Genomic DNA, 13810 nt, shown 5'->3' on the forward strand with positions numbered 1-13810 from the left:
AGCAAACAGCAGGAGAGGAGCAAGCAGCATGATTCAAAGGAAGACAAGATGGGCTGTAGCGCCATGGTCTGCGGACGACGAAGCAAAAGCGAAGGATTTGGCAGCGAATCTTAGTTTGCCGCCGCTAGTAGCGAGACTTCTTGTGCAGCGCGGCTTTGATGATACCGAAGCGGCTGAACGTTTTTTGCGAGGCGGGGTGGAGCATTTTCATGATCCCTATTTATTGCTTGGAATGGAGGCTGCCGTTGCACGCATAAAGCGAGCAGCAGCCAGCAATGAGAAAATAAGGATTTATGGCGATTACGATGCGGACGGCGTTTCAAGCACATCTTTATTGGTACATTTATTCCGATCATTAAATTATGAATTTGATTATTATATTCCTCATCGTGCTTTGGAAGGTTACGGATTAAACAAAAAAGCGATTGAGCTGGCTGCTGAAGAGGGCATCGGTTTAATTGTTACGGTTGATACGGGCATCAGCGCTGTTGAAGAAATTGATTATGCGAAGCAGCTCGGGATTGATGTTGTTGTTACTGATCATCACGAGCCGCCAGAGCAAATCCCAAATGCTGCAGCAGTCGTTAATCCGAAGCAAGAAGGCTGCACTTATCCGTTCAAAGGGCTTGCAGGCGTAGGCGTTGCATTCAAGCTGGCACATGCGTTATTAGAGCGCCCTCCGCTTGAGTGGGCCGACATTGTGAGTCTTGGAACAGTAGCAGATTTAATGCCGCTTAAAGACGAGAATCGTATTTTTGTTCGCTGCGGCTTGGAACGATTGAAGAATCATGCAGGAGTAGGCTTCCGAGCGCTGGCAGAGGCTGGCGGCATTGAGCTGGACAGCATTACTGCGACAGGCATTGCTTTTGGAATGGCACCGCGCATCAATGCAGCTGGAAGGCTCGACCATGCGAAACGTGCAGTCGAACTGCTCACAACCGACGATTATGACAATGCGATTTTGACTGCAATCGGACTGGACAGTTTAAACAAAGAACGGCAGCGCGTAGTGGAGAGTATCGTGAAGGAAGCCGAGCTGCAGTGGCAGACCAAATGCGACGATGCTGCAGCCGCGAATGCATCACCTCCGCCAGTTATTGTGCTCTCAGGTGAAGGCTGGAATGTTGGTGTCATCGGTATCGTTGCCTCCAAACTGCTTGAACGCAATTATAAGCCTGTTATTATACTTGGGATAGATGAGCAGACAGGGATGTGTAAAGGCTCTGCGCGCTCCATAGAAGGCTTCGACCTGCATGCAGCCCTTACAGCTTGCGACGAGCTGCTCGATCATTACGGAGGACACCAGGCCGCTGCTGGAATGAGTCTTCATCGCGATCGACTATCTGAATTTGAACAGAAACTTGGCGAGCTGGCTGCTGAATGGCTGAGCGCTGACGATTGGATTCCCAAAACGTCTGTTGATCTTGTATGCTCGGTTAGCGAAGCCACTCTCGATACGATTACCGAGCTTTCACAGCTTGAGCCGTTCGGGATGGGAAATCCATCGCCAAGATTGCTGTTTCAGAAGACGGAGCTTGCAGATCGTCGTACGATAGGCAAGGAGTCAAGACACTTAAAGCTATCTCTAGGAAGCGGCCGTCGTTTATTAGACGGTATCGGCTTCAGTATGGGAATACTAGCAGAAGGATTAAAGCCGGGCAGCAAAATAGATGTTGTCGGTGAATTATCTGTTAATGAGTGGAATGGGCAGCGCAAACCTCAGCTTCAACTGCATGATGTGCATTTTGATCCTGCTGCTGTCGAATTTCCAGAGCGCGAGCAATTCGGCAAAGTGTATCAACTGTTGAAACAGCTGGGGCAAGTTCCGCTTCAAGGATTAAATGCTCGCTTATCGAAGCAAAGTGGTTTATCCTTAGAGACGGTTGAGCTTATGCTGGCAGTATTCGAGGAGCTGCAATTTATTAACCGAGACAATGGTTTGATGCAGGCAGCACCCTCACCTCAGAAACGTGATTTAGCTACTTCTGAACGTTACCGAGAAGCAAAAGCACAATTTGAAGCAACACAAATTATAATGAATAGTTAGAAATGGAAAGGGTTGACCTCAAGTGTCCAACACACAATACAACTTCAAAGATTACATCCGGGTAATTCCTGATTTCCCGCAACCAGGTATCCGTTTCAAAGATATTACGACGCTTCTGAAAGACGGAGGAGCATATCGTGCTGCGATTGAAGAGATGCGAGTTGCTGTTCAGGATATGAAAATTGACGTCATTGCAGGACCAGAAGCTCGCGGCTTCGTAGTAGGCGCACCGCTGGCGATTGCGCTAGGCGTAGGTTTTGCTCCGATTCGCAAAAGCGGCAAGCTGCCGGGCGAGACGATTACAGCAAGCTACGACTTGGAGTATGGACAGGATAAACTGGCTATGCACAAGGATGCAATCACACCGGGCCAACGCGTACTCATTGCTGACGATCTGCTTGCAACAGGCGGAACGATCGCAACATCGATCAATTTGATTGAGCAGCTTGGCGGTGAAGTAGTAGGTGCAGCTTTTCTAATTGAGCTTGCATACTTAACTGGCCGTGAGAAGCTTAAAGGAATCGACGTATTCTCACTAATGACTTACTCATAATTCAAGCAGCAAGATTGCTCTATAAAATGACCGCCTATCCCCCTTATTCGCATTTTGCGAGAAGGCCAGGCGGTTTTATTTTATTGCTGGAGGTCTCTGGTAGTTGACGCGGTACTGTGATTACAGGCATAATATTATAAAAACTCGGAAAACGCATGAATGGGATCCGCCAGGAGTGTAATCAGAAAGGGACGTTTCATGGGCATTGAGCATTTACTCGAGAAGGCATCCGCCTATATGAAAGAGCAGGACCTTATACGCATCCAGGAAGCCTATGACTTTGCGGAGCAAGCCCATCACGGACAAGTACGGAAATCGGGAGAGCCATATATTCTGCACCCCGTAGCGGTGGCGGATATTCTTGTTGATATGCAAATGGACGTGCTGTCCATTATCGCAGCATTGCTCCATGATGTCGTTGAGGATACAACTGTTGATTTGCAGACGGTGCGTGCGAAATTTGGCGAAACCTGTGCGATGCTGGTAGACGGTCTAACGAAGCTCGAAAAAATTCAATTTCGTTCTAAAGAAGAGCAGCAAAACGAAAACTATCGTAAAATGTTTGTCGCCATGGCTCAGGACATTCGCGTCATTTTGATAAAATTGGCTGACCGGCTTCATAACATGCGCACGCTGAAGTTCCAATCGGAAGAAGCACAGCGTCGTATCGCTTATGAAACGTTGGAAATATTTTGTCCGATTGCTCATCGCCTCGGTATTTCAGCTATCAAATGGGAAATGGAAGATATTGCTCTTCGTTATTTGAACCCGCAGCAATATTACCGTATCGCCAATCTGATGAAGAAGAAGCGTGCGGAACGCGAGCAGTTTATTGACGATGTCATCTCCCGGATTACCGAGAAGCTCGAAGAAATGGGTATTGAAGGTGATATTTCTGGTCGCCCTAAGCATTTGTACAGCATTTACAAAAAAATGACCGATCGCAACAAGCAGTTTACGGAGATTTATGATCTGCTTGCTATTCGTATAATCGTTGATAATATTAAGGACTGCTATGCTACGCTCGGAATTATTCATACGCTCTGGAAACCGATGCCTGGTCGCTTTAAGGACTATATCGCGATGCCGAAGGCGAATATGTATCAATCGCTGCATACGACCGTTATAGGGCCAAATGGAGAGCCTACAGAGGTACAGATTCGTACTTGGGAAATGCATCGCACCTCAGAATACGGAATTGCGGCACATTGGGCTTACAAAGAGGGTTCGCTTGTACCAGGCGGCAACTTTGAAGATAAAATGTCATGGTTCCGAGAAATCTTAGAGCTTCAGCATGAAGCGCGCGATGCGTCGGAGTTTATGGAGTCGCTAAAAATGGACTTCTTTGCCGATCTCGTATTTGTATTTACGCCTAGCGGTGAAGTCATTGAACTGCCAGCTGGTTCTGTACCGCTTGATTTCGCCTACCGGATTCATACGGAAGTGGGCAATCGAACGATTGGCGCGAAGCTGAACGGTCGAATTGTGCCGCTTGACCATAAGCTCAAAACCGGGGATATTGTTGAAATATTAACGTCGAAACATTCTTATGGACCAAGTCAGGATTGGGTGAAAATTGCGCAGTCCTCACACGCTAGAAGCAAAATTCGGCAATGGTTCAAGAAAGAGCGTCGCGAAGAAAATGTAGCAAAAGGCAAGGATCTGCTTGAGCGTGAGCTGAAGCGTTTAGGACTTGAGCCTTCCGCATGGCTGCAGGAAGATAAGCTGCAGGAGGCTGCCGCGAAGTTCGCATTTAACGATATTGAGGATATGATGTCCGCAATCGGCTTTGGCGGAATTACGGCTGCACAAATTTGCACGAAGCTTACCGAGAAGATGCGCAGAGAGGCCGAACTGGCAAGCCAGATTGAGCTTACAAGCGAAATCAAGGAAATAAAATCGCCGGGCAATCGCAAATCACGTCCGAATCAAGGCGTGACTGTGAAGGGCATCGACAATTTGCTCGTTCGTTTTGCACGCTGCTGCAACCCTGTACCGGGAGACGCGATTATCGGGTACATTACCCGAGGGCGCGGCGTTTCAGTCCACCGAATGGATTGTTTGAACATTCCTTTCGGCGATCAGGGCGAAGAGGGCGAACGCGTAATAGAGGTAGAGTGGGAAGATAATATTGATGCCAATTACAGCGTCGATATCGAAATAACCGGACACGATCGCAGAGGCCTTCTGAATGAAGTGCTGCAGGCGGTATCCGAAAGCAAGACGAACATTTCAGCTGTAACCGGACGTTCTGTAAAAAACAAAATGTCGCATATTCATATGACGGTGCTTATCCGCAATGTCGAGCACCTTACTTCGGTTGTTGAGAAAATCAAACGAGTGCAGGATATTTATTCTGTTCAACGGATTATGCAATAAACGTTTTGCTCTTGCGGCATCGAGATCAAAACGAATATCGGAGGTTTTTGAGCAGTGAAGGTTGTCGTACAACGCAGTAAACAAGCAAAGGTAGTCATTGAGGGTGAAATAGTAGGTTCAATTGACTCGGGGCTTGTGCTTCTTGTAGGCATGACGCATGAGGACACAGAAGCGGATGTCAAATGGATGGCTGATAAGGTAGCTAACCTGCGTATTTTTGAGGATGAGTCAGGCAAAATGAATCATTCTATTTCAGATGTTGGCGGGCAGCTGCTTTCGGTCTCTCAGTTTACACTGTATGGAGACTGCCGGAAAGGCAGACGCCCTAACTTCATGGCAGCCGCCAGACCCGAGCAAGCAGAGCAGCTGTATGATTTGTTTAATGAGACGCTTCGTTCCACCGGATTGGTCGTGGAAACGGGGCGTTTTGGTGCGATGATGGACGTGGAGCTCGTGAATTCCGGGCCTATAACGTTAATTTTGGATAGCCGTATTTAACTAAGGCAACGCGGGAAACAATATAGTGTAGGCTGTGCACGCATCATTAGAAGCTTGTACAAGCAGTATGCCATATTGGAGGTAAACCGCGAATGCACCAATCACGCAAGGAACAAGGGATGGAACGATCATCTCGCAGACTGCTTCATTCCGATCGCAGAGAAGCTAAAATTTTTGCAGAGCTTGAGGAAGATATGGAAGCAGCGGAGGAGTGGGCGGGTTTCCCGCAGCACCCGCGCCGCGAAAATTCGGGTCAACTATAGCATAAGCATACCGCCGCCCAAGCCGAGAGCTGGGGCGGTTATCTTTTGAAATAAACAAATGGAGAAAATAGCATCTACACAAAGTATCCATTAAAACGCTTTCGAAATTGTAATATTACTGTAATCAATCTCTAACTTTTTTTTAATATCATTGACCTATAATAGTACTCGACCCCCTTTTTAAAATATATTTTACTTTTGGACCTACAAATACGTTTTGTAGGTTTTTTTCTGCCTATTTTAAACAGTATGGCGTTGCTTGGGCAGTTCGATCTTGACTTTAATCTTAGTCAGAGGTAAAATTAGTCCTCAGTATAGATATGGATTCGTTGATGGGACAAAGTAATTCTACGCCTTATATTCAGAGAGGGACGTCACTTGGCTGCAAGCGTCCTTATATTGGCAGAATGAACAGACTTCCCGGAGAACAGACGGTGAACGGCAGATGGCAGCAAGCAATTAGGCTTGCAGCTAATGCACAGTAGCTGGACTGCGGATGACGGACGTTAACCGTCTTTGAGCGAGCCGAACGCATAGGATGCAGGCTCGAAATGTGGGTGGTACCACGGGAGATTCACTCTCGTCCCTTATGGCGCAAGCTATTAGGAACGGGAGTTTTTTGCGTTTTCCGAAATTTAACCCGTTTATTATGAGGGCAGGAGGGGTTATTCAATGGCATTTCAGAAAATGCCGGGCACACAGGATATTTTGCCTGGCGCGGTAGAGAGATGGCAGTATGTGGAGCAGAAGGCTCGGGATATTTGTCAGCGTTATAATTTCCGAGAAATTCGTACGCCGATATTTGAATCCACTGAGCTGTTTCAACGGGGCGTCGGTGAAACGACCGACATCGTTGAGAAAGAAATGTATACCTTCACAGACCGCGGCAATCGCAGTCTGACGCTTCGTCCGGAAGGAACTGCAGGCGTAGTAAGGTCTTACGTAGAGAACAAGCTGTACGGCGAGCCAGACGTGTCTAAATTGTATTATATCGGTCCGATGTTCCGTTATGAGCGCCCGCAGGCAGGCCGTTATCGCCAGCTGCATCAATTTGGCGTTGAGGCTATCGGTTCGGTTGATCCAGCTATAGATGCAGAAGTCATTGCACTTGGCTATACCTTTTATACAGAGGTGGGTCTAAAAGGTGTACGCGTAGAAATTAATTCCGTCGGCACACCGGCTGTACGTGCGGTGTTCCGCGAGCGTCTGCTTGCTTTCTTAGAGCCTAAGCGTGAGCTGCTCTGCAAGGATTGCCAATCACGGATGGATCGCAATCCGCTGCGCGTGCTTGATTGCAAGGTCGATCAAGAGCATTTTACGGATGCGCCGTCAATTTTGGACAGCCTGGACGAGGAATGCCAAATTCACTTTGATAAAGTAAAAATGTATTTGAGCGACATGGGCATTCCTTATGAAATCAATCATCGCCTCGTTCGCGGACTCGACTACTATACCCATACGGCCTTCGAATACAAGGCAGAGGGTATCGGTACGATCGATACTGTCGGCGGCGGCGGTCGCTATAACGGCCTAGTATCAGAAATCGGCGGTCCTGACCAGCCGGGAGTCGGTCTTGGCTTAGGTCTTGAAAGAACGATTTTGCTGCTTCAGCATCAAGAAACAGAATTACCGGTTTTTAATCAAATCGATGTGTATGTGGTTGCGCTTGGCGAAGCTGCAGAGCGTGAGGTAACTAAGCTCGTTTACCAGCTAAGACAGCAAGGCATACGTGCAGAGCGCGATTATCTTGGTCGTAAAATGAAGGCGCAAATGAAGTCGGCAGACCGTCTTCAAGCCCGTTTTACCGCTATACTAGGCGACGATGAGCTTGAGCGCGGCGAGATTTCCTTGAAAGACATGACAAAAGGCGAACAGCGTGTTGTTGCACTGGATAAGCTCGCTGAAGAAATTAATAGTTCGTTTGCTACACAAAAATAAATCTAACTAAACGAGGAGAATGAACACAATGTTGTTAAAAACACATCACTGCGGCCGCTTAACGAAAGCGGACGTTGGTCAATCAGTTATTCTAAACGGCTGGGTACAACGTCGCCGCGATCTTGGCGGTGTCCTATTTATCGATCTTCGTGACCGTTCTGGTATTGTACAAACGGTATTCAACCCAGATTTCTCTGGTGACGCACTAGCGATCGCTGACCGTGCTCGTAATGAGTTCGTCCTTGCCATTCAAGGAACAGTAGTGGAGCGCGATGCTGAAACTTACAACGCTAACCTTGCTACCGGTGAAATTGAAGTTCGTGTTACAAAAATTGAAGTGTTGAACGCTGCCAAAACGCCTCCATTCCCAATTGAGGATGGCGTAGAAGTAGACGAGTCGCTTCGCTTGAAATATCGTTACCTTGACCTGCGTCGTCCAGAAATGCAAAAAACGTTGTTGCTTCGTTCGAAAGCAGCAAAGGTTTTCCGCGATTTCCTAGACGGAGAAGGCTTTATCGACGTAGAAACACCAATTTTAACGAAGAGCACGCCTGAAGGCGCGCGTGATTACTTGGTGCCAAGCCGTGTGCATGAAGGTGAGTTTTTTGCATTGCCGCAATCGCCGCAAATCTTTAAGCAGCTTCTAATGGTTGGCGGTATTGAACGCTACTACCAAATCGCTCGCTGCTTCCGCGATGAGGATCTTCGTGCAGACCGTCAACCGGAATTCACGCAAGTCGACATCGAGACTTCTTTCCTTTCGCAAGATCAATTGCTTGCTATGATGGAAGAGCTGACAGCTAAGCTTCTGAAAGAAACAGTTGGCGTAGAGCTTGAGCTTCCGTTCCAACGTATCACTTATGCAGATGCAATGAACAAATACGGCTCCGACAAACCGGACCTTCGTTTTGACCTAGAAATTAAAGATATTACCGATATCGTTTCAACTAGCGATGTAAAAGTATTCGCAAGCGTTGCAGCAGGCGGCGGCGTTGTTAAAGCGTTGAACGCTAAGGGCTGTGCAAGCTGGAGCCGCAAAGAGCTTGATGACTTGCAGCCGTTCGCTGCTCGTTACGGCGGTAAAGGGCTAGCTTGGATTACGGTGAAGGATGGCGAATGGCGCGGGCCGATCGTTAAATTCCTTAAACCGGAAGAAATTGCGGCTCTTACAGAGCGTCTGCAAGTGGAAGACGGAGATTTGCTGACTTTCTCTGCTGATAAGAAAAAAGTGGTTTGCGATGTACTTGGCAACCTGCGTTCTAAGCTTGGTAAAGATCTAGGCTTGATCGACGAATCGAAATTCAAGTTTGCTTGGGTTGTAGACTTCCCATTGCTTGGATGGGATGAGGATGCGAAGCGTTATGTTGCAGAACACCATCCGTTCACGCGTCCGAATGAAGACGACCTTCATTTCTTCGATACGGATCCAGGTCAAATTCGCGCACAAGCATACGATCTAGTTCTGAACGGTTATGAAGTTGGCGGCGGCTCCATGCGTATCTACAAGCGTGAAGTACAAGAACAAATGTTCAAAGCGCTTGGCTTTAACGCGGAAGAAGCACAAGAGAAATTCGGCTTCTTGCTGGATGCATTTGAATATGGAACGCCTCCACACGGCGGTATTGCTTTTGGTTTCGACCGTCTGGTGATGCTGCTTACAGGCCGCACGAATTTGCGTGAGACGATTGCATTCCCAAAAACGGCAAGCGCAACAGATCTTCTCTGCGATGCGCCGTCCGAGGTCGAGCTTTCGCAGCTTGAGCAATTGCATATCCGTACAGTTCTTAAACCGAAGCAACCAGTTGCAGCAGCAACTGCAGCAACAGAAACTAGCGAAAAATAAGCAATCAATACGAAGGAGGCGGCGGCCGGATGCTTCACCAATTTTCACGAACAGAGCTGGCTATTGGGCCAGAGGGGCTAGCGCTAATGAAGGGGAGCACGGTTGCCGTGCTCGGCATCGGAGGCGTTGGCGGCATTGCAGCTGAGGCGCTTGCACGCACCGGAGTTGGACGTATTATACTCGTTGACAAGGACGTTGTAGATATTACGAACGTTAATCGTCAGATACATGCGCTCACAACAACAGTGGGGCAAGTAAAATCAGAGCTAATGCGCGATCGGATTAAGCTGATTAATCCTGAATGTGATGTCATTGCCCTGCGTATGTTTTATACGGAAGAAACATTTGAACAGTTTTTCGAGTACCCGCTTGATTATGTTGTGGATGCGTCCGATACGATTTCGTATAAGATTCATTTGATCAAGCAATGTCTCGAAAGAAAAATTTCGATTATTTCTAGTATGGGCGCAGCAAATAAGATGGACCCGACGAAATTTCAGGTTGTCGATATTTCGCAGACACATACCGATCCTTTAGCAAGGGTTATCCGTACTAAGCTTCGTAAGGAAGGCATCAAACGCGGCGTTAAGGTAGTATTCTCAACGGAGCTGCCAATGAAGCCGCGTGAGGATGTTACGAAAAAAATCGTTCCCGAGAATGCGCCTGACATTCGCAAAGCGAAGCAGCCTCCGGCCAGCAATGCATTTGTTCCGCCGGTAGCGGGGCTGATCATGGTTAGTGTCGTCGTGAAGGATTTGCTTGCTGCTGGCGGCATTGAGGTGTAAACGATAACTGTCGGTAAGCTGGTGAGAGGCCATAGATCTCCACTCGACAAATAAGAAGCAAAACAATAGCCGATTTGAAAAAAAGCGTATTCAGCTTTTTTACGAATCGGCTATTTTATATGATGCTAGCATAAAAAGGAATGAACTTGCTTCCAATTTGTCTGAAATACAAAATAAATCGATTCAACACTTTACATAGCAACAGAAAAGACAGCGAAGCCGTGGACGCTTCGGCGATTAGCATACAAGCACATCATTTCTGGCGAACAAATGTGCTTGTATGCTATGATCGGAGTAACAGATGGCAGAAGGTTGGGGAGCAGAATGGATTTATTTTCATATCAAGAGGAAGAAGCGCCTCGCGCCAGGCTGCTTGCAGATCGCATGCGGCCGCAAACATTAGACGAATATATCGGGCAAGAGCATATAGTAGGAACGGGTAAGCTGCTGCGGCGGGCTATTGAAGGCGATCAAGTGTCGTCAATTTTGTTGTATGGTCCGCCGGGCTGCGGTAAAACGACGCTTGCACATATTATATCTTTGCGGACAGCAGGCGAGTTCGTGAAGCTGAACGCGGTAGATGCGTCGGTAAAAGATGTACGTGAAGTTATCGAGCAGGCTCGTACCAACAAAGCGATGTACGGCAAGAAGACGACGCTTTTTCTAGATGAGGTGCATCGCTTTAATACAGCTAGGCAGGATGCGCTGCTTCCTGCTGTCGAGCAGGGCATTATTATTTTTATAGGGGCGACAACAGAAAATCCATTTCATCATGTGAATGGGGCTCTATTGTCACGTTCAACCTTGTTTCAACTCGAAGCGCTTGGCGAGGAGCACGCCTATGAGGCGATGATAAGAGCACTAGCCGATCGTGAGCGGGGTTTAGGCTTTATGGATTTGCAAGTAGATGAGGATGCGCTGCGGCATATCGCTGCAATGGCTGGCGGAGACATCCGCAGGGCGCTTAATGCGCTTGAGCTGGCTGCGGTGACAACGCCGTCTGAGATGGATGGTTCTGTCCGGTTGACGCTTGAGGTGGCTCAAGAGTCCATAAGGAAGCCGTCCATTCGCGCAGACCTATCTACACAATATGATGTGCTGTCGGCGTTTCACAAAAGTGTAAGAGGTTCAAGCGACGCAGCGTTATTTTGGTTTTTATATGCTGTGGAGAAGCTGGGCATGGACCCGATGACGTTTATCCGCAGGCTGATTGTGGCATGCAGCGAAGATATTGGACTTGCTAATCCACAAGCAATGATTCAAGCGGTTACAGCGATGGATGCCTATCATAAGATAGGCTGGCCTGAAGCGAAATATAACATCTCACAAGCGATTCTGTTCGCGGTAGAGAGTCCTAAGTCGAATGCTACTGCCATTGCAATCGGCAATGCAGAGGCGGCAATCGAGCGAGCAGGCGGTGCAGAGGTACCGCTGCATTTGCGCGACACCCACTACAAAGGGGCGCAGCAGCTTGGCCACGAGGGGTATCAATATCCGCATGATTTCCCGAACCATTATGTAAAGCAGCAATATTTGCCGAATACGCTTGGGGGAATGACCTTTTATAAGGCTACCGAGCAAGGGATGGAAGATAAAATAAGGCAAAATCAGCAAAAACGCCAAGGTAAATGATAAGAAAATTAATAAAAAAAACTCCTGCTAATTTGATGGAGGTAAGCTCATTCCTAAGCTTACCTCCATATTAGCAGGAGTTTTTCTTGTTATTCTTTTAAGCAATCGCAAACATCAGGCCGAAATAGCCGAATACCACTGTCAAAATACCCATTACAAAAGCTGGCATAAGCTTATTTACGCGATACATCCAAAGCAGACCGACCGCCATTAGTGCAGCTGCCGCAAGCATAAGCAGGCACTCCATGTTCAGCGTGAATTTCAAGCTGATGTCAGGGCTGAAGTTTCCTTTGTAAATTGAAGTGAAAAATGGAGAAGGTGATTCCGATTGCAGTGTCTCCTTCACCTTATGCGGTGGTGCTTGCTGACCAAGCACACCTGTGGCTGCAAGCACGAGCAAAGCAATGAAGCTTTCTGCTTTTAGCCAGCGTCTTGGATTGAAATTCGGATTGGTTTTTGCTATTTTTTTGTATCCGAAGCCATTTGAGAAAGCAAACAGCAGTAGAGGCAAAATCAGTAGATGTTTAATCAGCAGCATCTGACCGTAGGGAAGCATCCATGAGTTTACATATTCTGGAGTTGTGAATGACATAAGCGTAATGCCGGCAAGAAGAGTTACAACAACAGAAACGATGGCTACTGGCGAAAACCAACGCAGAAATGCATTCCAATTGGCATCGTCTTTGGAAAACCAACTGATCACAAACAAAATGCCGATCCATACGCTGACTGCGAGAAAATGAGCAGAATGTGTAATTAAACCTTTAAATCCATACAAGGATGAAGCATGTCCTGCATAACCCAGCCACACAATTAGCAAAAAGGTAACAAACAAAGCTACCTTAGGCATATGCTTATCGCCCCGGAATGCTTTAAGCCCTAGTAGAAAAGCGAGTCCAGCTGATCCGATGGTTGTCCATACCCACGCTTTGCCTGTATTAACATCGAGCAGGATGCTCTTTAAAATAGCGCCGTAGCTCATGTCAAAATCTTTGGCAAATACGATAGCAAGCTTATGAATAGGAACGTAGGATAAGAACGGTATTGCTACTGCGCATGCGAGCAGCAGGCCATGCGGTACATGAACGGAAGGCCTTCTGTCCTCCGGTACAAGCCGCAATAGAAAGGTGCCCGTTAAAATGGCGAAGCAAATGTATAGAAGGCCTTCGCTGATATAGATCATTATTTGCGCCTCCGCATGAATAAGAGAACTGCTGCTACGATAATGACACCGATAACGACATAAGGAGTATAGTTTGTCCCAGCATCATTAGTTGTAGCTTCACTGCTTCCTCCGTCAGTATTAGTGCTAGCATCAGGAGAAGGAGTAGGAGCCGTTGTCTCTGCTGGTGCTTCAGTAGCTGTAGCTGTTGGTTCTTCGCTTGGTTGTTCAGTAACAACAGGCGCTTCTACAGTAAACGAATAATCGCCTTCCACCGAATGACCATCCGCTCCGATAATGACCCACTTAACTGTATAAATACCATTAGGCAAAGCATTAGGTACTGATCCGGTCATTGTCATGCCGTCAACCTCGACCTTTTCTTTTTCCATTTCCTCGCCAGCAGCATTTAATATTTTAAAATTACTAAGCTTCTCGATCTTTGTGTTAAATGTCATCTCTATACGCTCTGGTGAGGCAGCGACCGTCGCATCTCGCGCAGGCACCGCGCTTTCTAGTTTGGAATGGGCCATCGCTACGCCCGGAACGAGCCATAGAGCGGCAAGAAAAATAAGCAATATTCGTTTCATTTTTAAACCTCCTACATATTTTTGTAACGAGCCTACTTAGTAAGCTCATTGCATTATAACAGATTCCAATTCGCTGTTGCGCCAAATAAAATGATCAATTCATTGCGGCTTAGTGAACAT

General features: G+C 47.3%; 12 protein-coding genes. 10 read left to right on the forward strand and 2 right to left on the reverse strand.

The genetic code is table 11. The annotated features are described in order from the left end of the window. Positions 1–28: 28 nt before the first annotated feature. The 10 genes from recJ to AC1DOV_RS09655 all read left to right on the forward strand — a co-directional run bounded on the left by recJ (position 29) and on the right by AC1DOV_RS09655 (position 11938). Positions 29–2047 (forward strand): single-stranded-DNA-specific exonuclease RecJ, encoded by a 2019-nt coding sequence (recJ, locus tag AC1DOV_RS09610; protein WP_477549781.1) that lies wholly within the window; start codon positions 29–31, stop codon positions 2045–2047. 22 nt (positions 2048–2069) lie between these two features. Continuing rightward, complete coding sequence (locus AC1DOV_RS09615) at positions 2070–2600, forward strand: adenine phosphoribosyltransferase (RefSeq protein WP_076270828.1); 531 nt, start codon at positions 2070–2072, stop codon at positions 2598–2600. 198 nt (positions 2601–2798) lie between these two features. Next, positions 2799–4979: a RelA/SpoT family protein gene (locus AC1DOV_RS09620; protein WP_076270827.1), complete on the forward strand. Its 2181-nt coding sequence runs from the start codon at positions 2799–2801 to the stop codon at positions 4977–4979. A gap of 54 nt (positions 4980–5033) precedes the next feature. After that, the gene (gene dtd, locus AC1DOV_RS09625) at positions 5034–5477 is read left to right on the forward strand and encodes a D-aminoacyl-tRNA deacylase (RefSeq protein ID WP_477511673.1); all 444 of its coding nucleotides are present in this window, start codon (positions 5034–5036) and stop codon (positions 5475–5477) included. 92 nt (positions 5478–5569) lie between these two features. Further along, positions 5570–5740, forward strand: coding sequence for a hypothetical protein (locus AC1DOV_RS09630; RefSeq protein ID WP_477511674.1), 171 nt, complete (start codon positions 5570–5572; stop codon positions 5738–5740). Positions 5741–6072: 332 nt separating this feature from the next. Continuing rightward, complete coding sequence (locus AC1DOV_RS09635; protein WP_179089913.1) at positions 6073–6225, forward strand: hypothetical protein; 153 nt, start codon at positions 6073–6075, stop codon at positions 6223–6225. A gap of 187 nt (positions 6226–6412) precedes the next feature. Further along, the gene (hisS, locus tag AC1DOV_RS09640) at positions 6413–7678 is read left to right on the forward strand and encodes a histidine--tRNA ligase (protein WP_339207883.1); all 1266 of its coding nucleotides are present in this window, start codon (positions 6413–6415) and stop codon (positions 7676–7678) included. A 28-nt stretch (positions 7679–7706) separates the two neighbouring features. Beyond that, positions 7707–9521, forward strand: a complete 1815-nt coding sequence (gene aspS / locus AC1DOV_RS09645; RefSeq protein WP_441875832.1) for an aspartate--tRNA ligase — start codon at positions 7707–7709, stop codon at positions 9519–9521. A gap of 29 nt (positions 9522–9550) precedes the next feature. After that, on the forward strand, positions 9551–10306 hold the full coding sequence (locus tag AC1DOV_RS09650; protein ID WP_441875835.1) for a tRNA threonylcarbamoyladenosine dehydratase: 756 nt from the start codon (positions 9551–9553) through the stop codon (positions 10304–10306). A gap of 324 nt (positions 10307–10630) precedes the next feature. Continuing rightward, positions 10631–11938, forward strand: a complete 1308-nt coding sequence (locus tag AC1DOV_RS09655) for a replication-associated recombination protein A (RefSeq protein WP_076270822.1) — start codon at positions 10631–10633, stop codon at positions 11936–11938. A 97-nt stretch (positions 11939–12035) separates the two neighbouring features. Here AC1DOV_RS09655 and AC1DOV_RS09660 read toward each other — a convergent pair whose 3' ends face one another. Both AC1DOV_RS09660 and AC1DOV_RS09665 read right to left on the reverse strand, forming a co-directional pair. Then, on the reverse strand, positions 12036–13121 hold the full coding sequence (locus tag AC1DOV_RS09660; protein WP_076270821.1) for a copper resistance D family protein: 1086 nt from the start codon (positions 13119–13121) through the stop codon (positions 12036–12038). Beyond that, complete coding sequence (locus AC1DOV_RS09665; RefSeq protein ID WP_430057775.1) at positions 13121–13690, reverse strand: copper resistance CopC family protein; 570 nt, start codon at positions 13688–13690, stop codon at positions 13121–13123. The genes AC1DOV_RS09660 and AC1DOV_RS09665 overlap by 1 nt, the downstream gene beginning before the upstream one ends. Between the last annotated feature and the right edge of the window lie 120 nt (positions 13691–13810).

Source organism: Paenibacillus sp. 01T47 (assembly GCF_056398245.1).

Bases quoted from the DNA above. Each gene is read 5' to 3' on its own strand.
- recJ (WP_477549781.1), top strand. From the start codon at position 29: ATGATTCAAAGGAAGACAAGATGGGCTGTAGCGCCATGGTCTGCGGAC.
- hisS (WP_339207883.1), top strand. From the start codon at position 6,413: ATGGCATTTCAGAAAATGCCGGGCACACAGGATATTTTGCCTGGCGCG.
- AC1DOV_RS09650 (WP_441875835.1), top strand. From the start codon at position 9,551: ATGCTTCACCAATTTTCACGAACAGAGCTGGCTATTGGGCCAGAGGGG.
- AC1DOV_RS09660 (WP_076270821.1), bottom strand. From the start codon at position 13,121: ATGATCTATATCAGCGAAGGCCTTCTATACATTTGCTTCGCCATTTTA.
- AC1DOV_RS09655 (WP_076270822.1), top strand. From the start codon at position 10,631: ATGGATTTATTTTCATATCAAGAGGAAGAAGCGCCTCGCGCCAGGCTG.
- aspS (WP_441875832.1), top strand. From the start codon at position 7,707: ATGTTGTTAAAAACACATCACTGCGGCCGCTTAACGAAAGCGGACGTT.
- AC1DOV_RS09630 (WP_477511674.1), top strand. From the start codon at position 5,570: ATGCACCAATCACGCAAGGAACAAGGGATGGAACGATCATCTCGCAGA.
- AC1DOV_RS09665 (WP_430057775.1), bottom strand. From the start codon at position 13,690: ATGAAACGAATATTGCTTATTTTTCTTGCCGCTCTATGGCTCGTTCCG.
- AC1DOV_RS09620 (WP_076270827.1), top strand. From the start codon at position 2,799: ATGGGCATTGAGCATTTACTCGAGAAGGCATCCGCCTATATGAAAGAG.
- AC1DOV_RS09635 (WP_179089913.1), top strand. From the start codon at position 6,073: ATGGGACAAAGTAATTCTACGCCTTATATTCAGAGAGGGACGTCACTT.